Source organism: Flavobacterium anhuiense, from assembly GCF_004151235.1.
GTDB lineage: Bacteria > Bacteroidota > Bacteroidia > Flavobacteriales > Flavobacteriaceae > Flavobacterium > Flavobacterium anhuiense_A.
Window position 1 is genome coordinate 41,094 of the sequence record NZ_JUIV01000005.1, and the last position, 20,089, is coordinate 61,182.

The 20,089-nt window shown below is 33.9% G+C and carries 19 protein-coding genes; 8 read left to right on the forward strand and 11 right to left on the reverse strand.

Annotated features, from left to right (window positions below; translation table 11 throughout):
* Window positions 1-39: 39 nt before the first annotated feature.
* From NU08_RS08820 to NU08_RS08830, 3 genes are all read left to right on the forward strand, one after another.
* A complete protein-coding gene (locus NU08_RS08820; RefSeq protein WP_129746774.1) occupies window positions 40-600 on the forward strand; it encodes a Crp/Fnr family transcriptional regulator in 561 nt (186 codons plus the stop codon).
* 73 nt (window positions 601-673) lie between these two features.
* A complete protein-coding gene (locus NU08_RS08825; protein ID WP_129746775.1) occupies window positions 674-1,000 on the forward strand; it encodes a DMT family transporter in 327 nt (108 codons plus the stop codon).
* Between the two features lie 349 nt (window positions 1,001-1,349).
* Window positions 1,350-1,796 carry a GNAT family N-acetyltransferase gene (locus tag NU08_RS08830; protein ID WP_129746776.1) on the forward strand — a complete coding sequence of 149 codons (447 nt, stop codon included), beginning with the start codon at window positions 1,350-1,352 and terminating at the stop codon, window positions 1,794-1,796.
* Between the two features lie 4 nt (window positions 1,797-1,800).
* Here NU08_RS08830 and NU08_RS08835 read toward each other — a convergent pair whose 3' ends face one another.
* Window positions 1,801-2,664: a LysR family transcriptional regulator gene (locus NU08_RS08835; RefSeq protein WP_129746777.1), complete on the reverse strand. Its 864-nt coding sequence runs from the start codon at window positions 2,662-2,664 to the stop codon at window positions 1,801-1,803.
* Between the two features lie 62 nt (window positions 2,665-2,726).
* Here NU08_RS08835 and NU08_RS08840 point away from each other — a divergent pair, with 62 nt between their 5' ends.
* Complete coding sequence (locus NU08_RS08840; protein ID WP_129746778.1) at window positions 2,727-3,248, forward strand: GNAT family N-acetyltransferase; 522 nt, start codon at window positions 2,727-2,729, stop codon at window positions 3,246-3,248.
* Window position 3,249: 1 nt separating this feature from the next.
* Entirely contained in the window at window positions 3,250-4,137 is an 888-nt protein-coding gene (locus NU08_RS08845) for a DMT family transporter (protein ID WP_129746779.1), read from the forward strand.
* Between the two features lie 127 nt (window positions 4,138-4,264).
* Here NU08_RS08845 and NU08_RS08850 read toward each other — a convergent pair whose 3' ends face one another.
* Window positions 4,265-5,599 (reverse strand): sensor histidine kinase, encoded by a 1,335-nt coding sequence (locus tag NU08_RS08850; protein ID WP_129746780.1) that lies wholly within the window; start codon window positions 5,597-5,599, stop codon window positions 4,265-4,267.
* Between the two features lie 2 nt (window positions 5,600-5,601).
* Window positions 5,602-6,951, reverse strand: coding sequence for a sigma-54-dependent transcriptional regulator (locus tag NU08_RS08855; RefSeq protein ID WP_129746781.1), 1,350 nt, complete (start codon window positions 6,949-6,951; stop codon window positions 5,602-5,604).
* A 242-nt stretch (window positions 6,952-7,193) separates the two neighbouring features.
* On the opposite strand from NU08_RS08855, the gene NU08_RS08860 reads away from it, so the two are divergent.
* Genes NU08_RS08860 through NU08_RS08870 form a run of 3 tightly spaced genes read left to right on the forward strand, consistent with a single transcriptional unit; the run spans window position 7,194 to window position 11,470 of the window.
* Window positions 7,194-8,312, forward strand: a complete 1,119-nt coding sequence (locus NU08_RS08860) for a hypothetical protein (RefSeq protein WP_129746782.1) — start codon at window positions 7,194-7,196, stop codon at window positions 8,310-8,312.
* Window positions 8,313-8,343: 31 nt separating this feature from the next.
* Window positions 8,344-9,054: an ABC transporter ATP-binding protein gene (locus NU08_RS08865; protein WP_129746783.1), complete on the forward strand. Its 711-nt coding sequence runs from the start codon at window positions 8,344-8,346 to the stop codon at window positions 9,052-9,054.
* A gap of 4 nt (window positions 9,055-9,058) precedes the next feature.
* On the forward strand, window positions 9,059-11,470 hold the full coding sequence (locus tag NU08_RS08870; RefSeq protein ID WP_129746784.1) for an ABC transporter permease: 2,412 nt from the start codon (window positions 9,059-9,061) through the stop codon (window positions 11,468-11,470).
* A gap of 317 nt (window positions 11,471-11,787) precedes the next feature.
* On the opposite strand, the gene NU08_RS08875 is transcribed toward NU08_RS08870, so the two are convergent.
* The 8 genes from NU08_RS08875 to NU08_RS08910 form a co-directional block, all read right to left on the reverse strand.
* Window positions 11,788-12,399 (reverse strand): DUF417 family protein, encoded by a 612-nt coding sequence (locus tag NU08_RS08875; protein WP_129746785.1) that lies wholly within the window; start codon window positions 12,397-12,399, stop codon window positions 11,788-11,790.
* A gap of 79 nt (window positions 12,400-12,478) precedes the next feature.
* The gene (locus tag NU08_RS08880; protein ID WP_129746786.1) at window positions 12,479-13,291 is read right to left on the reverse strand and encodes a helix-turn-helix domain-containing protein; all 813 of its coding nucleotides are present in this window, start codon (window positions 13,289-13,291) and stop codon (window positions 12,479-12,481) included.
* 67 nt (window positions 13,292-13,358) lie between these two features.
* The gene (locus tag NU08_RS08885) at window positions 13,359-14,792 is read right to left on the reverse strand and encodes a glycosyltransferase family 2 protein (protein WP_129746787.1); all 1,434 of its coding nucleotides are present in this window, start codon (window positions 14,790-14,792) and stop codon (window positions 13,359-13,361) included.
* Window positions 14,793-14,804: 12 nt separating this feature from the next.
* The gene (locus NU08_RS08890; protein WP_129746788.1) at window positions 14,805-15,626 is read right to left on the reverse strand and encodes a hypothetical protein; all 822 of its coding nucleotides are present in this window, start codon (window positions 15,624-15,626) and stop codon (window positions 14,805-14,807) included.
* Between the two features lies 1 nt (window position 15,627).
* Window positions 15,628-16,842: a tetratricopeptide repeat protein gene (locus tag NU08_RS08895; protein WP_129746789.1), complete on the reverse strand. Its 1,215-nt coding sequence runs from the start codon at window positions 16,840-16,842 to the stop codon at window positions 15,628-15,630.
* The gene (locus tag NU08_RS08900; protein WP_111369569.1) at window positions 16,842-17,207 is read right to left on the reverse strand and encodes a response regulator transcription factor; all 366 of its coding nucleotides are present in this window, start codon (window positions 17,205-17,207) and stop codon (window positions 16,842-16,844) included. The genes NU08_RS08895 and NU08_RS08900 overlap by 1 nt, the downstream gene beginning before the upstream one ends.
* Window positions 17,208-17,283: 76 nt before the next feature.
* A complete protein-coding gene (locus NU08_RS08905) occupies window positions 17,284-19,269 on the reverse strand; it encodes a GAF domain-containing hybrid sensor histidine kinase/response regulator (RefSeq protein ID WP_129746790.1) in 1,986 nt (661 codons plus the stop codon).
* Window positions 19,270-19,438: 169 nt separating this feature from the next.
* The gene (locus tag NU08_RS08910; RefSeq protein ID WP_129746791.1) at window positions 19,439-20,077 is read right to left on the reverse strand and encodes an NAD(P)H-binding protein; all 639 of its coding nucleotides are present in this window, start codon (window positions 20,075-20,077) and stop codon (window positions 19,439-19,441) included.
* Window positions 20,078-20,089: the final 12 nt, after the last annotated feature.

Here is a 20,089-nt window from a genome sequence, read left to right on the forward strand (position 1 = left end):
TACTTTTTACCTTTATTCCAAAATACTAAAATTCCGTTGATGGATATTTCCAAAATTCTTGATCACATACACCAACTTCCTGAGCAATCTAAGTTCGCTTTGCAAAACAATGTTACAGAAATAGCGTTTTCTAAAGGACATATTTTGCTAAAAGCCAATAAAATAGAACCGAATATTTATTTTATAAAAAAAGGACTGGTTAGAGCTTTTATAGAACGAGATAATGAAGTTACTTTTTGGTTTGGAAAAGAAGGCGAAACCGTCATTTCGATGAAAAGTTATGTTGAAGACCAACCCGGATATGAAACTATCGAACTTTTGGAAGACTGCGAGTTGTACGAACTCAAAACGGAAAACTTAAGAAAGCTCTTCAGCGAAGACGTTCACATAGCTAATTGGGGAAGAAAATTTGCTGAAAAAGAACTCATAAAAACCGAAGAACGTTTGATTTCTAAACAATTCAAAAATGCTTCTGAACGCTATTTAGAATTAATGAAAGATCATCCCGAACTGCTACAAAGAGTTCAATTAGGACATATTGCCTCTTATTTGGGAATTACACAAGTCAGTTTAAGCAGAATACGTGCAGAATTAAAATAACTTCATTTTTTATCATTTGTTAATTTTTTTCTGCATTTCATAAAGGAACTTTGCACCACAAAATTTTAACTATATGAACTGGATTATTTTAATCATCGCGGGTCTATTTGAAGTAGCATTCGCCTCATGTCTCGGAAAAGCAAAAGCAACAACTGGAACTGAAATGTATTATTGGTATATCGGATTCTTTATTTCATTAACTTTAAGTATGCTTTTACTAATGAAAGCCACAGAAACGCTTCCTTTAGGAACTGCTTACGCTGTTTGGACAGGAATTGGTGCTGTTGGAACAGTTTTAGTCGGTATTTTTGTTTTTAAAGAACCTGCAGCTTTCTGGAGATTGTTCTTTTTGGCGACTTTAGTTGGTTCTATTGTTGGTTTAAAAGCAGTTTCTCACTAAAAAATATATTTTACGAATTGAATATAACTTTGTCAAAGTTTTGAACTTTGACAAAGTTTTTTGTTTTTAAAGACATCGCATTTTCCACAATCTTGTCATTCTGAGGAACGAAGAATCACACGCGGGATTCGACAAAGATTGGAGAAATTCGATACGGAGTTACTAGTGTGATTCTTCGTTCCTCAGAATGACAAACCGTTTCTTGAACTTTGTCAAAGTTTAAAACTTTGACAAAGTTTTCGACTTCACACACTAATGCAATTTCAGCATCACATGATAAAAAAATAGCATTTTACCTCATTATTCTCTCTTTTATCTTTGTCAAAAAAATAAAAGCCTAAAATAAAAAATGACATTTAGCCATTCCATTAAATCTTTTGATGAATTAACTAATCACGAATTATACAATATGCTACGTTTAAGAAGCGATGTATTTGTCGTCGAACAAAACTGCCCTTACCTTGATTTAGACAATAAAGACCAAAAAGGTTTTCATTTATTGTATTATGTCGATAATGAATTGGCAGGTGTGACACGTTTGCTTCCTAAAGGAGTTTCTTATGAAGAAATTTCTATAGGAAGAGTTGTAATTGCAAAATCTCACCGTGGATTAGGTTTAGGAGTAAAACTAATGGAAGCTTCGATTGCAGGCTGCGAAGAAAAATTTGGAAAAAATCATATCCGAATCAGTGCGCAATACCATTTATCCAAATTCTATCAATCGTTAGGTTTTGTAGAACAAGGAGAAGTTTATGATGAAGACGGAATTCCGCATATTGGAATGCTAAGAGCTTAACGATTTATGGAATAATCAATTTTAAAACATTGGAAAGCACGGGATTATGATCTTCGGTTCTCCAATTGACATATAAATCGGTTTCTAGCGGCAATTTTATAAATCGAATTCCTGGAATTTCATGAAAGACATACGAATCGGGCAAAATTGCGATTCCAAGTCCTTTTCGAACCAAAGCAATTATAGAAGAACCAAATTCAGATTGAAGATAAGGTTCTGGTGCGTTCTCCAAAGAATTGAATAATCTCTGAATAAGGTCGCTGTAACTGCTTCCGTCGTCATTAGTTGGCAAAATAAATTTCTGAGAAGCGAGGGTTTCTTTAGTCAGATCTTCAAGTTTTTGGTAAGGATGATTCTCTGGAACGACAACTGCTAAGTGATCGGTATAGATTTTTTGAGATTGAATATCTTTTGCATTATTAATATCTCTGGTAATCGCCAGATCAATTTTATAATTTCGCAGAAAATCCTGCTGATTCTCGTACAGCACCTGAACCAGTTTGATTTTTAGTTTTGGAAAAGCTTCTGAAATACGCGACAAAATTTCGGGCATGAGAGAAGCCGAAATAGAATCGGGATGAGAAATGGTAATAGTACCGCTCTCCCCCAACTGAATCTGGCGAGCAGATTGATGAATAAATTCCAATTTACTCAATTCTACCTCCCATTTTTCTTTTAAGAATTCGCCAGCGGCAGTCAGTTTAACATTGCGTTTATTCCGCTCAAACAACTGAACGCCTAGTTGATTCTCAAGAGACTGAATCTGACGGCTGAGTGCTGATTGTGTAATATTCATTTTTCCGGCGGTGTTCCAGAAATGAAGTTCGCGGGCCAAAGCCAAAAAATATTTTATCTGCTGTAAATCCATTGATGCAATTTACGCATTATCACAAACAAAAAATAGCTTTTAACGCATTAAAGAAATAAAAAATGGACACTTTAAAAATAACCAAAGCCACAACAGATGACATTTTAAAGCTTCAAGCAATTGGCAGACAAACCTTTTCTGAAACTTTTGCCGATGTCAACAGCGAAGAAAATATGAAAAAATATCTGGACGAAAGTTTCGCTACAGCAAAACTGACAGCAGAATTAAACAATCTTTCATCTTATTTTTATTTAGCTGTTTTAGACGAAAAAGTCGTTGGTTATTTGAAATTGAATACTGCAGAAGCTCAAACCGAAAAAGAAGATTTAAATGCCTTAGAAATAGAACGTATTTATGTCGCAAAAGAATTTCACGGCAAAAAAGTCGCACAAGCATTATATGCTCAGGCAGAAAAAATCGCCGAAGAAATTAAGGCAACCTATATGTGGCTTGGCGTTTGGGAAAAGAATTTTAGAGCCGTTAGCTTCTACACTAAAAATGGTTTCGTACAATTTGACACACATATTTTTAGATTAGGAGATGACGAACAAACCGATTTAATGATGAAAAAAGCATTGATTTAAAATGGAAAGAAGACAACTTTTATTGTTTTTATTAATTCTTGGCACTGCATTTTGGGGAGTATCTTACTCTGTTACCAAAATGGCAATTGGCAACTATTCGCTAAACGTATTTCTATTTTATCGCTTCCTTCTCGCTGTAATGGTATTGAGTATCATTTTTTGGAAATATGTGAAAGACATCAATCGAGAAGCTATTAAAACAGGTTTTATTTTAGCTGTTCCAATGTTTTTAGGCATTCAATTACAAACTGTTGGACTTAAATATACAGATGCTTCCCAATGCTCTTTTATTGCAGGATTAACCGTAATTATTATTCCGTTATTAAAACTAGCAATTTATAAAACCAACGCTTCACTAAAAATCTGGATTGCCGCTTTGACGGCTTTAACTGGGTTATTTATTATTGCCATTCAGGATAAATTTACCATAAACTTCGGAGATTTATTTACCATTGCGGGAGCCTTTGCTTTTGCAGTTTATTTGATTGCTGTTGAAAAACATTCGGCCACCAAAAACCTCTTATATTCTATTGTTCCAATGTTTGCGTTTTGTGCGCTTTTTACTTTTTTTATTGCACTAACAGACAGTACATCAGAATGGTTTCCTCAAAACAATACGTTTTGGATGGGCGTAATTTATTGTGCTTTGTTTTCTACCGCTTTTATGTATACGGTTTCAAACATTTCGCAACGTTATTTATCGGCAGAACGTGTGGCGGTAATTTATTTGTTTGAACCTGTTTTTGGCGCAATTGGAGCTTTCTTTATTTTGGGAGAAAACCTTTCTTGGCGACTGCTTTTAGGCGGAACTTTAATTTTTTCTGCCACTATTATTTCTGAGGTGAATTTTAAAAGTGAAAAACTAAAGCTGTTGATTAGAAAAAACTGATATTTTAAAATATTTCACGCAGATTTAAAAGGATTTAAGCAGATAAACGTAGATTTTTATTTTAATAAATCTTTTTAAATCTGCAAAAATCTGCTGAATCTGCGTGAAAAAAAATACATCTTTTATATCAATCCTCAATCAAGCTAATCTCAAAAACCGTTTTTCCATTTTCACTTTTATGCGAAATATAACCGCCGTGTGCTTCAATAATATTTTTAGATAAAGTCAGTCCAATTCCTGCTCCTTCTGTTCTGGTGGTGAAAAACGGAAGAAATATCTTTTCTTCAATCTCTTTTTCAATGCCTTTTCCTGAATCTGAGACTTTTATAAAAATACGGTTGTTTTTTGCTTCCGCCGAAATCGAAATTTGTTTCTGATTGCTATTTTCTAAAGCATTAATCGAATTTGTCAATAAATTAATCAATACCTGTTCAACTTGTTGCGAATCTATATTTATCAAATAGTTTTGAGTAACACCATTAATCACTTCAATATTATTTTTCCTAAACAACGGATTCATAACTTGAATGCAATTTTCAACGAGTTGCTGTAATGACGTTTTTTCTTTTTTAGGCGAAGGAAGCATAGCCAATTTTCGATATCCTTCAACAAATTTCTGTAAATGATCGCTTCGTCTCAGCATCGTCTGCACGCTGTGTTTTATGTCTTCTAAGTCTTCTGTCGAAAGCGGTTCTTGTTCTACCAAATCTTCCAAATTCTGGCAGATCGAGCGAATTGGCGTGATGGAATTAAGCAATTCGTGCGAAATCACTTTCATCAAGTTAATCCATGCATCTTTTTCTTTTTTCTCTACCACATTCTGAATCGAATCTAACAAAACAATAAAATAATCCTGTCCAAAAATTTCGGTTCTTGAAGCCTGCAAAACAAACGTCTGTTTGCTTTGTTCATTTATGCTAAGTTCAATTGAAGTTTTAATTTCATGAAAATCATCTTCTTCTATAATTTCGCATAAAGACGGCAGCTGGTTCTTAAGATATTTCCACTTGGAAACTTTCGGAACATTAAAATGGCTCGAAAAATAATCGTTCATCAAAAAAATACTCCAATCACTTTCTTGTTTCTGCAAAATAATAACACCCGATTCTATATTGTTTAAAATCGAACGGTAAATAATATCTCTCGTAACCTGTTCGTTTTGTTTGTTTTTTAAGGTTTCATACAAAGTAAAAAGCTCGTTATATGTACTGTTGAATTTATGCTTAGAAAAATCGGAACTAAAATCATCCTGAAGTATTGATGAAATGGTTTTATTGTAGATTAAAACCATATTTCTAACATAAAAATACATTTCTCTTCCCAACAGAAAAACCATGCAGAGACCAAAAATACCTGTAAAGAGCAAACCAATTCTAAAGAAACACAGCGACAATTCGATTCCGATAACGATAAAAATTAATCGCAGAAAAAGGAGTTTGTAAGTTTGTAAAGCCCTTAACATAATTAGTCGATATTTATATTAAATTTCTCCAAACGTCTGTACAGCGCACCCCTTGAAAGCCCTAATTCTTCGGCTGTTTTACTGATATTATTGTTGTTTTTAAGAAGTGCTTTTTCAACTGCTGCTTTTTCAACTGAAGAAAGCTGAATATCATCTGAGTTTTCCTCATAAGGCGTTATAGTTTCTAAATCCAAATCAGAAACTGTGATGGTGTTGTTTTCGCAAAGAATAACCGCACGTTCGATCTTATTTTCCATTTCTCGAATGTTTCCATTCCATGCATGTTTTTCAATCTGTTCCAAGACTTTTTTATCAAAAGTGATTTCGTCACGGCTATATTTCTCAATCATTTTATCTAAAAGATATTCGGCAAGCGGAATTTTATCTTCGTGTCTTTCTCTTAGCGGAGGCAAAACAATTTCCATCGTATTGATGCGATAATACAAATCTTCACGAAAGTTTTTATCGGCAACTTCTAGTTTTAAGTTCAAATTGGTTGCAGTAATAATTCTAACATTCAACGGTCTTGCTTTCGTTTCTCCTAATCTTGTTACTGTTTTCGTCTGAATCACTTGAAGCAATTTTGATTGCAAATGAAGCGGTACATTTCCAATTTCGTCTAAGAAAATGGTTCCATTTTGTGCCATTTCAAAACGTCCGGCTGTATCCGTTTTTGCATCGGTAAAAGCGCCTTTAGCATAACCGAATAATTCACTTTCGAAAATATTAGAATTTAAAGAACCCAAATCAACCGCAATAAAAGGCTGATTTTTTCTTTCTGATTGCGAATGGATATGATGTGCGAGAACAAATTTTCCTGTTCCATTTTCGCCCAGAATCAAAACATTTGCATCTGTTTTTGCCACTTTATCTGCGAGCGAATAAGCCTTTTTTATAATCTCAGAACTTCCTACAAAAAATTCTTCTTTTATCTCAACTTCCTTGCTTTTCTTCTGTTCTTTTCGAGCTTTATCTACAGCTTGTTTTACTGATTCTAGCAGCTTTTTATTTTCCCAAGGTTTTAGGATATAATCAAAAGCACCCGATTTTAAACCTTCAACAGCTGTTTCTACTTTTCCAAAAGCAGTCATTAGAATTACCACCGTTTTAGGCGAAAGCGTTTTTATTTCTTTCAATAAATACAAACCTTCTCTCCCATCTTCAAATCCTAATCTGTAGTTCATGTCTAAAAGGACAACATCAATGGCATTTTTTGCCAATAATTCGACAATATTTTTCGGATTATTGAGCGTATAAATGTTTTCAAAATACTTTTTCAGATAGACTTTTGATGCAAAAAGAATGTCTTCCTGATCGTCGATGATTAAAATAGATGCATTGGTCTTTTTCATTATTGTTCAGTTTTGGACGAAAGGTGTCCATTATTGGACAGTTTGGATTTTTATCGAAAAATAATTCCTTAAAAATAAGGCGTTTACAAGGTTTAATTTACTGGCACGAAAATCACATTAGAACTTGTAAATCGTTAATAATTAACCTCTTTCGGAAGTAAAAATAACAAAATAAATAGCGATTACACATTGTAAATATTTTAAAAACCAAAAAAATAAAACAACCAAAATTATTATCTTTTATGACCACTAATCATTCCACAATTCAATCTAACTGGTTCTCAAAATTTTATTTAAGTTTTCTCGCAATTGTTGGCGGAGTAAACGCTTTACTTTTTGTGATATTGCCTATTCTTCCGTATAATCTCACAAAGTTTATAAATGCAGCTGGAATGTTGAGTTTATTGGCAGCAATTTTATTTTCGCTTTTCTTTTCATTTTATTGGAACTATAAAGAAAAAAGAAATAACATAAACTCCGAAAAATACAAAACTCTACTTATCGTTTTGTTACGATTTTGGATTGCCTTTCATGTTTGCATTTTTGGTTTTGAAAAGATTATAGACGTTAATTTTTCTTTTTCATATCACATAAATGATTCTTTGGCAAGTGCTCTTACAGGTCAAGAACTTACTTGGAAATACTATGGCTATTCTTATGGTCTTTCTATAATAGTTGCTCTATTACAAATTGCGGGAGGTATTGCATTATTATTCAGACGATCTATTTTACTCGGATTAGTATTGCTTATGCCGGTAATGTTCAATATTTTACTGATTAATCTATTTTACAATATTGGTCCCATTACCTGTTTTACCTCAATAATAATTATGCTTGGTTTAACATATTTGTTATGGCAGTATAAAGAAAATATAATTGCTTTATTTAATCATTCTTCAAAAGCTTATTCTATAGTAAAAAATAAAGCATTGCGTATTGCTGCAAGAGCCTTTTGCATCATAATACCATGTTTATTTGTACTTTATTACAGCCATAAAGTTCAGCTTTCTAAAAGATATTTTGGAAAATGGAAAGTGGAAACCATATCGCGCAATGGCAAAATAATTCATGACAATGCCTGGAAAAAAGATAGTTCTGCATGGAAAACTATTTATATTGAAGAAAGAGAAAAGATGTTTTTCTGCCCAAATCCAAATATGTATGTCGACAGTGCCTCTATTTATATGAAATATCGATTTGATGATGTAAAAAATACCTTTAAAGTAATTTCGTATGAAAGAAACTTGCAAAATCCTGATACAATTCCTGTTCAAATTAATAATTTCGACAGCAATTCTATGCAGTGGAATATGGTATTGTATAAAGACACAATCAAAATGCAATTAAAAAAAATCAAATAATCAATCAATCAAAAATTAAAACAGTCAAATTATGATTACCATTACAAAACTTTCAAAAGTATTTAGAACTGAGGAATTAGAAACTAAAGCATTAAGCGAAATTTCGTTAACCATCAATCAAGGCGATTTTGTCTCTATTATGGGACCATCTGGAAGCGGAAAATCGACTTTATTGAACATCATCGGACTTTTGGACAGCGCTTCAAGCGGAAGTTACCAGCTTCTTGATCAAGAAATGGTGGGTTTGAAGGAAAAACAAAAATCGCAAGCTAGAAAAGAAAACATCGGATTCATCTTCCAGAACTTCAACTTAATTGATGAATTATCAGTTTTTGATAATATCGAACTGCCTTTAATTTACAGCAATGTTCCTTCTGCCGAAAGAAAATCGCGAGTAAACGAAATGGCAAAAATCTTGGGAATCGCACATAGATTGAAGCATTTTCCCCAGCAGCTTTCAGGCGGACAGCAGCAGCGTGTAGCCGTTGCAAGAGCTTTAATCAATAATCCGAAAATTATTTTGGCAGATGAGCCAACAGGAAATCTAGACAGCAGAAACGGAAATGAAGTTATGGAATTACTAACCGATCTTCATGCCAGCGGATCGACAATTTTGATGGTAACACACTCCGATTACGACGCTTCTTTTTCGCAGAAAACCATCTTTATGAAAGACGGTGTAATCCTTTCTGAAAAAGTGAATCATAGAAATGTGGATGTTTTAGTAAATTCTAACTACTAAAGTCATGTTGAAGAATTGGACAAACATATTTATATATCATATTAAGAACAACAAATTCTTTACAACTCTTAATATATTGGGATTGAGCATTGGAATTGCAGGTCTAATTTTTGCAATTCTATACTGGAACGATGAACACGCTTACGATCAATGGAATCCTGAGAAAGATAAAATTTTCATTGCAATGAACGATTTTGGCGGTGGAAATATCTGGACAACAAATTCTCCAATTCCAGGTAAAATGCTTAATGCAACTACTTCATATTTGGATAAATACTGTTATTTCAGAGTAAATTATACCACGGAAACTATTCAGTACAAGGGAAAAATTGAATTGGTTGACAAAATCTTTTCAGCCGAAAGGAGTTTCTTTTCTTTCTTTCCTTTTGAATTTATTCAAGGCAGCGCCAAAACGGCTCTTCATGATCGCAACAGTATGGCAATTTCTGAAGAAGCAGCTGCTCAGATTTTCAAGAATGAAAATCCAATGGGAAAACAAGTAAAATATGCCGATCAGATTTTTGTGATTCGCGGTGTTTATAAAATGCCTGAAAAATCATCTGTAATGCCTGCTGTCGTCACTCCTATAATTGAAGAAGAATTAGAAAAAAATAAAGACAACTGGGGTTTCAGTTACGGATTAATGCTTAAGATAAAAAGACCAAGCGATACAACAGCAGTTATTCAAAATTTAGATAAAATATTTCTTGAAGATAATTACAAAAAACAGGCAAAAGCTGAAGGCTTGTCAATTGAGCAGTTTATTAAACAATACGGAGATCCTATAAAATCAAGGCTTCTTCCGTTTACAAAGGCAAGACTTTATCAAGGAAATTCTGCTTTTCCAGAACTAAACGCCAATTTGCAGTTCTTAAAAATTATAGTGGGTTTATCTATCTTAATTTTAATACTTTCGATTGTAAACTATATCAATATGGCTACTGCAAATGCCGTAAGACGTGCTAAAGAAGTTGGAGTGCGTAAAATTATTGGAGCATCGAAAAATCAAATTATAGCGCAATTTGTTTTTGAAACCACATTGATAACTTTGTTTTCTGTCCTGCTAGCTATGGTTATTGTTGAACTTTCGCTACCTTTTTACAATTCGTTTTTAGGGAAAAATCTAATGCTTATTGGCGCTCAATTTTACTTGCAGCTTGTCTTGATTTTCTTTTTTGTCATTATTGTTTCGGGAGTTTTTCCTGCCGTGTATATTTCAAATTTTGAAACACTTAAAGTATTGAAAGGAAACTTCTCAAGAAGCAAAAGGGGCATTTGGCTCAGAAACGGAATGCTTGTTTTGCAGTTTTCTATTGCTACGCTTTTTATTATCGGGTCGTTTATTGTTTACAAACAGGTAAACTTTATGATGGCGAAGGATTTAGGTTTTAATGGATCTCAGGTTATGGATATTTTATTTAAACCGCAAAAAGGAAAAAATCAATATGAAAGGTATAAAATCATTAAACAGGAACTGTTGAAAATTAAAGGTGTTGAAGCAGTTTCTGCAGGGATGTTTTCTATAGGAAGCAATGACAATTCTTGGCAAGGTCTTCACTACAAGGCAAACAAAGAAGTAATTACCCAACAAATGCCAATGGATTTTGGACAACTGAACCTTTTAGGCATCAAAATACTTAAAGGAAGAGATCTAGACCCTAAATTGGCGACAGACAGCATTTCGAGCGCTTTATTGAATGAGGTTGCCGCAAAAACACTTCAAGTTAAAGATCCTGTAAATCAAGACATCACTTTTGGAGGACAGAAATTTAAAGTTGTCGGTATTGTCAAAAACTTCCATTACGTCGGAATGGAGTACAATATCGCTCCAATGATTTTCTTTCATATCAATGCTTTTGACTGGATGTCAAATGACATGAGAAATGTTTCTGTCAAAATATCTCCTGAAAGAATGCCTGAAACGATCGCAGCAATTGACAAATTCTGGAAATCTAAAGTCGATCAGGAATATCCGTTTGAGTATGGTTTTGTAGATAAAAACTTTGCTCGAACCTATAAAAAATATCAAGATCAAAGAAATTTGTTTGCTCTGCTGAATGTTGTGGTCATATTAATTGCCGTTTTCGGATTGTTTGCTTTGGCTTCTTTTTCTATGGAAAGAAGATTACGAGAAATCGCCATCAGAAAAACGCTTGGCGCCGAAACCAATACTTTGCTAAAAGAATTATCCAAACAGTATGTCGTTTTCTGCATAATTGGTTTCCTTATCGGAATTGTCCCTGCCTATTTATTTATGCAGAAATGGCTTGAAAACTTTGCTTCTCGAATCGACATTCCGTTTCTGCCATTTCTAATGGCTTTTGTTTCGTTGTTATTTCTAACGCTGAGCATTGTTTTAGCAAAAGCTTATCAGGTAACAAAAGTCGATGTGCTGAAATATTTAAAATATGAGTAATTAGTTTGAGTTTTTGTAAAAAGCTGTACAAGTCTGAGCCCTTGCACAGCTTTTTTATGAAATTATATTCCGTTAGGAATATCTCGTTGGTAGAAAAAAAATAGTTACGTGTTTGCAAAGTGTCCTGTAGGGACACCTGTTTTGCGGAATACATGTTGTGAAGATAATCAAACGTTCCTACGGAACGTATTCTGTGAATCCATTAAAAATTCTACCAATCAGACATTCCTACGGAATGAATAGGAACGGAATTAATTCTGTTCCTATTTAATTTTATATTGCCAATTGAGTCTTCCTTTTACAGGACAATACATCTATTAAGAATAAAATCGTTTTAAAATTTCTTTTGCATTATCTGAAGCTACGATTAAACCACCGCTCATCATGATAATGTCTTTGAGAACCAAACGGCCTCCAACTGAAAGATACGGAAAACCAAACTCTGGTGTTGGAAAATCGCCTCCTAAATTCGGAACGTAAACTTCGGGTGTTGTGATTAAAAATGATAAAGTTACAAATGCCATTCCGAATGTCAGAAGTCCGCCAACAAAACCGATTTTAGGAAACCAAATTCCTAAAAGAACCAACAAACCTATAGTGACAATAACGGTTCCTAGTCCGTAAGAGAAAATATAAGTTCCGTTTTCTTCATGCCATTTAATGTTTTTCTCAACCGTTTTTCCTTCAAGGTTTTTATGGAGCGTATAGGCTTTTACCGTCTTTCCTTCATCATTTACAATTTGTTTATTGGCATCTTTATAAAAGAAACTCATAAACGGACTATTCGCGACAAGCGGAACTATTCCGTCTGCTTCATATTTAAAGGCTTTTAATCCGCCAATCCATGCCATTACAATAAATATAGCAATTCTTAAAAAGTGAATAAAATTGTTTTGTCCACCAGCAATAAATCTTATAAAATTTTCCATTTTGATTATGTTTTAAATACATACCAAAATTACGTTACAGTTATCTGGATAAAAATGGACGTAAAGGAGTTTTCATGGACTATTTTGCCACGATAGAAATACCGACTTCTTTTCTGAATTCTTTAGGCGAAATACCTACACTTTTCTTAAAATAGCGGCTGAAATAAAATTCGTCTTCAAAATTAAGATCGTCTGCGATTTCTTTTATCGTTTTGGTTGTCAAATGCAACAATTTCTTAGCTTCCAAAACAATTCGGTCTTGGATAAGCTGAGAAGGCGATTTTCCGAAATGTTTTTTGATTCTTTTACTGAAAGTATTCACGCTCAAATTGTATTTAGAAGCATAAAAAGCGACTTCTTTTGCTTCTAGAAAATGCGTGTCCAACAAATGCTGAAACTTCAAAATATCAGCATTTCCAATAGATTCCTGAATCTGTGGTGACATTTTCAACTGTTTTTCTTTACTGCTTAAAGCCAAAATGACTTGCAAGTAGGATTTTAGAATCGAGTTGTCATAATCCTGTTCAGAGTCTTCTACCCTTTTCATTCTTTCCATAATGCTCATAATTTCCTCGTAAATAAAATCGGAAACAGTCACAAAAGGTTCGCTATAAATATCATTGAATAAAATTCCGTTGCAGGCCACTTCTTTTTTATGGTATTCGATGCAATAAAAATCTCCATGAAAGCTTAAAGCGTTAATAAAAGTCACTGTAGAGCTTTTCCATTGCAATAACTGGTACGGCGTTAAAAACAAAAGACATTTTCCTTTGCATTCATAATTAGTTAAATCGACAGAAAAAACAGCTTCTCCGTCAAACATCAAAATGTAGTAATAAGGTTCGTTGATTTCCTTTTGAAGAAAAGAAGATTGCTGCAATTCGATTTTCATATTACTAAATTACGGTTTTGTTTCTCTTGTTTCCTTCAAAAAAACTAAACCGTCTAAGTTTAGTTTTTTATTCTTTCTTAGTAAATCCTTTTCTGGTCATTTCGCCCCAGCCTTTGGTTCCCATAATTTTTTCCTTATAGCCAATTAACGCCGCATAAACCGTAAGTGGATGAAAATAAAAAGGTTCAATAAAAGCAGCCATTAAAAGTTTAAAAAAATCGGCTTGTTTTGGGTATTTATGATAGGTTTTTTCCTCGCTGTATAAAGCAATTACAGAGAACAAAACTGCAAACGAATACACAAAAAACAATAACAAGAAGAAAAAATGCCAGTTTAGAAGACCAAATATTATAAAAATAGCGGTAATGACTAAACCAATAAATTCTATTGCAGGAGCGAGAAATTCAAACAAAGTCCAATACGGCACACTTAACATTCCCAGTAATTTATATTTTGGGTTAAGAAACATTCTGCGATGAATGCTCAAAGTCTCAATAGTTCCTCTCATCCAGCGGGAACGCTGTTTTTTGAATATTTTGAAATCTTCAGGCGCTTCAGTCCAACAAAGCGGATCGGGAATGTAACTGACAGAATAAGGCAGTTTATTATCCAGCATATAACGGCGCATTCTTACTATAAGTTCCATATCTTCTCCAACCGTTTTGGTGCTGTAACCGCCAGAAAGTATGGCAATTTCTTTATCAAAAGCACCAAAGGCGCCGCTAATCAACAACAATCCGTCTAGTTTTCCCCAAGCCATTCTTCCCAAAAGAAAAGCTCTCAGATACTCTAAAACTTGAATTCTTGACAGCATTACATCTGGAACATTTACTTCGACCAAGCGTCCGTTTTTAATGATGCATTGGTTTGCAATTCGTACTACTCCACCAGTTGCTATAATACGTTTTCCGTAGGATTCTAAAAAGGGTTTTGCGAGTTTTAAAAGCGAATCTTTATCTAAAATACAATCGACATCAATACAAACCACATACGGATTTTGAGCAATATTAAGTCCGACGTTTAGTGCATCGGCTTTGCCTCCATTCTCTTTATCAACAACAATTAGTTTTTTGAAAGCTGCATTTCTAGAAGTATAAATTCCTCTAATCTTTTTGGTTTCAATTTGTGGATGAAAGTCTAAATCGGTTAAAACCAAATCGTAGGTTTTGGTTAAGATTTCCATCGAATTGTCTTTGCTTCCGTCGTTTACCACGATAACTTGATAATTGTTGTAATTCAGCGAAAGCAACGATTTTACATTTTCTTCAATTGTAAGACCTTCATTATAGGCAGGTGCAATAAGCGAAAGTTTTGGAGCAAACTCACTAGTTAGCAAGACTTCATAATCTACAAAGCTGTTTCGTTTTAGATATTTTCTAAGCTCTTTTGTAGAAATATAAGCCAACATTAAATAAGAAGACATAATTAATATGGCGTAACCCAATATCAGGAGTATATATACATCCAAAAACCACGATATTTCCGTATTAAAAAAAGTCATTTTTTCTTAAAATTATGCTGTTAAGGTCTGTAAAATACTCTGCGCTTCGTATTTGATGATTACATTTGTTGTTTGAGATGCCAATTGCGCCACATGAGGAACTTTCTGAGACAATTTAAGCTCTTTAATCAATTTTAATCCAAGCGTAACCACTGTCGTGTTTTGCGATTCCAGCAAATGTTCAATTCCAACTGTATCGCCAATATCGTGCTTTTTGAAAGCGCCAATGATATTTAGCTGCATCCAATCGTCTATGGGATCTGAATGGTCTACCAAATATTTTATGCTCTCGGTTCCTTCAAGTTTGATAGCGGCATTTAGGGCAACAATCTTCAATGTTTTTTTTCTGGCTTTGGAATAACCAATAATCTGATCAAATGCTTCTTTAATATTAAACTCTGCCAGTTCGGTAATTCCTTTGCATTTTACTTCCCATTTCAGACTTTTAAGCTTTCGGAACGAAGATTTTATTAATCCCGAATCTTTATAAAACTGTTCTAATTTCTGAGCATAAATTCCTTCGTAGTTTTTATGCAAATTGATAAGCGATTCGGTCAAAACTTCTCTAAAAAAAGAAGTATCAAAAAGTACTAGAAAATTTTTGTCTTCTTTAATTTCAGAAAACGGAACATTCTCAAAAATAACAGCCGACATTATTTTGTCTATCGTTGTACTGTACTCTTTACTAAGTCTTTCTTTTTTAATTTTGCTGTTTCTGCTTCCTACAATAATGAGATATAGAATAAATGATGCCGCTACGAACAGATATATGGAAAACGTGAGAAAAGGGACTTCCCACTGGCCATTTTTATATAGTTCCCAGAATTCTGTCATCTTAAAAGCGTTTTGTTACAATTAGCTGCACATTAAACTTATTTCTGTATTCGCTAGGAATATATTCTTCATATTCATAAAGAAAAATAGGGCGCACAAAAAACGAATCGCCAAAACGATGCTGATATTGAAGTCCGACACGATAGGCTTTTAATGGCTGTGTAAAATTATTGTAGAGATACAGATACGGAACATTTCCGTATTGCAGTTCCAATCTTATTAGGCGTTCTTTTTCTTCATTTACGCGCTGAACGCTTAAAACATGAGAAAAAAGTTCGTTCGAAATATCATAATAAGGTCTGTAGGCAAAAGTATAAATTCCTGCATTATAGGCAACTTGTCCAGTAAGCAGCGTAATGTCGTCTGTATCAAAATGCATAAATCTTCCTCCAAGAGAAAAATCAAAATGTTTCTGTGGCTTAAAATAATATTCTAAACCAGCTTTGGCTACAGGAAATATAGTTTCTCCTGTTGATACTCCTGCATTTGCATACAAATAGCTTTTGTTTGAAAAGGTTTGATAAAAATCGGTTTCAAAAAGCATTTGGGTTTCGCTCCCGATATTTCCAATATTTGCTCTTCCTACGATTGCCGATTTGCTGAATTTATGCGAATACTCAACATATCCGTAATGAAATGGCTGCTGACCAGGATCTGATGTCGAGATATTTAAATAGGAAGCCGAAACTGTATTTTTTGCTTTACGTCCAATAAGTGTGCGTATTCCACTAAAGGCTTGAGTACTATTATCAATGTAAGAAGCTTTTTCTATTAAATCTAACGCTTCTTGATCGCGATTTAATTTTTCCAGACAAGTGGCTTTAATTTTCAAAACCTCAACCGATTTTGAATCAATAGCAAGGTATTTATCGCAATACGAAATACATTTTTCGTAATCTTCTGTCCAGAAATACACATTTATAAGTGCTTGCAATGCCTCAGGATTGGGATTGTTTCTGTCTGCCATGGGAGACAAAATCTTTATAGCCGTTTTATAATCCTTTTTCCAGCTGTAAATTCGTCCCGCAAAAGTCTGCACATCCTCGTTTTCAGGATATTTTGCGCGAAGGGGTTCTATCAGCGACAATGCTTTATCATAATTTTCTTTTTCAGCTTCACGTCGTGCATTTGCCAGAGTCTCATCAACATTGATTTCTTGGCCAATTGCAATTGTAGAAATAAAAAGCAGTAAAATAGAATAATATACAAACTTCATCAGATTCGGGTTTTTAGTAATTTGTTAATCCTCACTAAAAGTACAGCCGGACTTACGGGTTTGGCAATAAATTCGTTTGCTCCAATATCAAAAGAATCTAGCTCGGTCTGTTCAACACCCGAAGAAGTCAATATAATAACAGGAATGTCAGATTTAAGGTTCTCTCTGACATGTTGGGTAATTTCCATCCCACTTACTCCCGGCATATTTATATCGGTTAATATTAAATCATAGTTCTCTTTTTCGATCGCTTCTAGCGCCTCTTTACCATCAGAAAACTGGTCAACATTAAATCCTTTAGACTCTAAGAAAAAAGACAACGATTTGCGTAGGATATCATTATCTTCGGCTACAATAATTCTCATTTTTTAATTTTTTCGCTTTGGGACAAACCAAAATTATATCATCATTACTATAAAGCTACTGTATATTTCGCTTATATCATAACTCTTTTAAAATTTTAACGACTTCCTCGATTCCGCAACTAAAAATATTTACTTTATCTAATGTTTCGGCGGTAAATTTGCCAGATGATGCTTCTTCTTCGATAATCGACAGGCAATTGCTTAAATCTTGGAGCATAAAAATGTCCATGCTGGATTTCATATTATGAGCCAGTTTTTTTACGTTGTCGTAATCGGCATTCTTAAATGCTTCTTCTAACTGAGCCGATTGAACTGGAATTTTTTCAGTAAAAAGACCTATCATATCCTTCATAAATTCGGGATCACCTCCAGACATTTCATCCAAAAAAGACATATCAATAATTCTCTTATGATGCGAGTCAGCATCTGGCGACATTACCGTTTTTATAGCTTTTAAAAGAACAGACTGTTTAAAGGGTTTTGGCACATAACCATTCATTCCCACTTTGTAACATCTCTCCTGCTCTCCTACCAGAGAATGTGCTGTCATGGCAATAATTGGAATATTGGAGTTCATCTCATTTCGTATGTATTCTGTAGTTTGATAGCCGTCTTTAACAGGCATCTGCAAATCCATTAAAACCAAATCATATTTATTTTGAGACAAAAGTTCGATGCCTTCCTCACCATTCTGCGCAATATCCAAATCAAATCCAAAATTATTAATTACGCTTTTTGCAAGCTTTTGGTTTAAAACATTGTCTTCACAAAGCAAAATTTTAAGATTGCCTAAATCATTTTTTGATACTGTCTTGACTTCTTTTTCCTCTAAATTCGTTTTTTTATACGAAAGCGTAAAGAAAAACTCAGAACCGCGGTTTAGAGTGCTTTTTACATGAACCTCCCCTTTCTGAAGTTCTACAAGTTGTTTTACAATATTAAGTCCAAGTCCAGTGCCTCCAAATGTACGTGTTGTACTTTCTTCGCCTTGCGTAAAACGTTCAAAAATAGTTTCAAGCTTATCTTTTGGGATTCCGATTCCAGTGTCTTTTATAGAAAATTTAAATGAATAACTGTCTTCTGTTTCCTTTATTTTCTTTACCGAAACGGTCACTTCTCCTTCATTTGTAAACTTAAGTGCATTGCCAATAAGATTTACCAATATCTGATTGAGTCTTCCCTGATCGCCAATCACCATATCTGGCAATTCAGCATCAAGAAAAAGATCAAACTCAACCTCTTTCTGCACTTTTACTTTCAGCAAACTATAGACATGTCTGAGGGTTTTCTTCAAATTAAATGGCTCGGATTCGATTGGTAAATTTCCAGATTCCATTTTAGACAAATCCAAAATATCATTTACGATCAAAAGTAAATTTTCGCCTGCAATTTGAACATTTCCAATATAATCGCGCTGCGTATCATCGAGTTCTGTCTGTGCCAGCAGATCTGTAAAACCAATAATTGCATTAAGAGGCGTCCTGATTTCATGACTCATATTGGCTAAAAAACTATCTCTTGCCAAAACCGCTCGTTCTGCGATTTTTCGTTGCGTGTACAATTGATTGTTTTTTGTGCTTAATTCCAATGAAGTAATAACATGTTTAGCCACAATAGAAAGTGCATTACGCTGATTTTCATTCAATACCTTGGCCTCATGATCAATAGCACATATAGTTCCAATATTATAGCCATCTGGCGTTGTAAGCGGCACACCTGCATAAAATCGTATATTAAAACCTCCAGTAACGTTAGGATCATCTTTAAAACGATCATTAAGTAAAGTATCGTTTATTTCTGTCATTTTAGAGTCCAAGATGGTATACTGGCAAAAAGAGATTTCGCGCGGCACTTCAGAAACCCCTATTCCAATTTCGGATTTGAACCATTGCCTGTTTTCATCAATAAAAGAAATATGAGCAATTGGCACACCACAAATATAAGCTACAAGCTTTGTGGCATCATCAAAAGCATCATCTGGAAGTGTGTCAAGTATATTATAACGTTTTAGGGCTGCTAAACGCTGTAGTTCGTTTTCTGGAATGGGGTAATTCGTATTCATTTCTTCGGCGTAGTAAAAGTATAAAGGTAAAGCAAATTAGTCTAAAAGCCCTTTTTCAGCAGGGAGTTTATTATAAAATTATATCTTACAAGACTTAAGTATTACTTTTTCGACTACTTAATCTTATTCTAATTCAATTTTTCTTTACATCATAAACAACAAACTTTCTTTACAATTTAAGAATACTGTTTAATTCAAGTATTGTCATACCTTCTGGAAGTGTTTCGGTTGCTTTTACTAATTTCTCAGCTAAAAAAGCAGTTGTTATAGGTTTCAGATTTTTGAAAAGCCCAATCGCATTGAAGAACTTTATGACTTTAATTGAAATCTTTTCGCCTAAACGATCTGTGTTTTCACGAATTAAAGGGCCTGGTCTGAAAATAATATATTGAGCAAAATTAAGTCCTTGAAGATAATCTTCCAGTTTTCCTTTTATCATAGAATAATATACGCTGCTTTTTGCCGAGGCTCCGTAAGAAGAAACTAAAACCATAGATTTTACATTATTTTGTTTTGCCACAGCAGCAAAATTGGCAGGAATATCATAATCGATTTTCCATTGTTTTTCTTTTGAACCTGCATCTTTCAGCGTTGTTCCTAAACAAGAGAAAAGAACATCTCCCATAATTAAATCCTGAAATGAATTGACATTCGAAAAATCAACAACATGTTCTCTGAGTTTTGGATGTGATTTTCCTGTTGAACGTCTCACAAAAATTGAAACTGCTGTATAATTATTATCTTTTAAAAGAAGATCAACCAGCTCTTTTCCTGTTGCGCCTGTAGCTCCAATTACCAATGCTTTCATAATATTCGGAAT

Excerpts from the sequence above, each read along its gene's own strand:
- NU08_RS08870 (WP_129746784.1), top strand. The coding sequence starts at position 9,059 with ATGTTGAAGAATTGGACAAACATATTTATATATCATATTAAGAACAAC.
- NU08_RS08850 (WP_129746780.1), bottom strand. The coding sequence starts at position 5,599 with ATGTTAAGGGCTTTACAAACTTACAAACTCCTTTTTCTGCGATTAATT.
- NU08_RS08825 (WP_129746775.1), top strand. The coding sequence starts at position 674 with ATGAACTGGATTATTTTAATCATCGCGGGTCTATTTGAAGTAGCATTC.
- NU08_RS08875 (WP_129746785.1), bottom strand. The coding sequence starts at position 12,399 with ATGGAAAATTTTATAAGATTTATTGCTGGTGGACAAAACAATTTTATT.
- NU08_RS08845 (WP_129746779.1), top strand. The coding sequence starts at position 3,250 with ATGGAAAGAAGACAACTTTTATTGTTTTTATTAATTCTTGGCACTGCA.
- NU08_RS08910 (WP_129746791.1), bottom strand. The coding sequence starts at position 20,077 with ATGAAAGCATTGGTAATTGGAGCTACAGGCGCAACAGGAAAAGAGCTG.
- NU08_RS08885 (WP_129746787.1), bottom strand. The coding sequence starts at position 14,792 with ATGACTTTTTTTAATACGGAAATATCGTGGTTTTTGGATGTATATATA.
- NU08_RS08835 (WP_129746777.1), bottom strand. The coding sequence starts at position 2,664 with ATGGATTTACAGCAGATAAAATATTTTTTGGCTTTGGCCCGCGAACTT.
- NU08_RS08820 (WP_129746774.1), top strand. The coding sequence starts at position 40 with ATGGATATTTCCAAAATTCTTGATCACATACACCAACTTCCTGAGCAA.
- NU08_RS08895 (WP_129746789.1), bottom strand. The coding sequence starts at position 16,842 with ATGAAGTTTGTATATTATTCTATTTTACTGCTTTTTATTTCTACAATT.
- NU08_RS08900 (WP_111369569.1), bottom strand. The coding sequence starts at position 17,207 with ATGAGAATTATTGTAGCCGAAGATAATGATATCCTACGCAAATCGTTG.
- NU08_RS08890 (WP_129746788.1), bottom strand. The coding sequence starts at position 15,626 with ATGACAGAATTCTGGGAACTATATAAAAATGGCCAGTGGGAAGTCCCT.
- NU08_RS08830 (WP_129746776.1), top strand. The coding sequence starts at position 1,350 with ATGACATTTAGCCATTCCATTAAATCTTTTGATGAATTAACTAATCAC.
- NU08_RS08840 (WP_129746778.1), top strand. The coding sequence starts at position 2,727 with ATGGACACTTTAAAAATAACCAAAGCCACAACAGATGACATTTTAAAG.
- NU08_RS08855 (WP_129746781.1), bottom strand. The coding sequence starts at position 6,951 with ATGAAAAAGACCAATGCATCTATTTTAATCATCGACGATCAGGAAGAC.
- NU08_RS08865 (WP_129746783.1), top strand. The coding sequence starts at position 8,344 with ATGATTACCATTACAAAACTTTCAAAAGTATTTAGAACTGAGGAATTA.
- NU08_RS08880 (WP_129746786.1), bottom strand. The coding sequence starts at position 13,291 with ATGAAAATCGAATTGCAGCAATCTTCTTTTCTTCAAAAGGAAATCAAC.
- NU08_RS08905 (WP_129746790.1), bottom strand. The coding sequence starts at position 19,269 with ATGAATACGAATTACCCCATTCCAGAAAACGAACTACAGCGTTTAGCA.
- NU08_RS08860 (WP_129746782.1), top strand. The coding sequence starts at position 7,194 with ATGACCACTAATCATTCCACAATTCAATCTAACTGGTTCTCAAAATTT.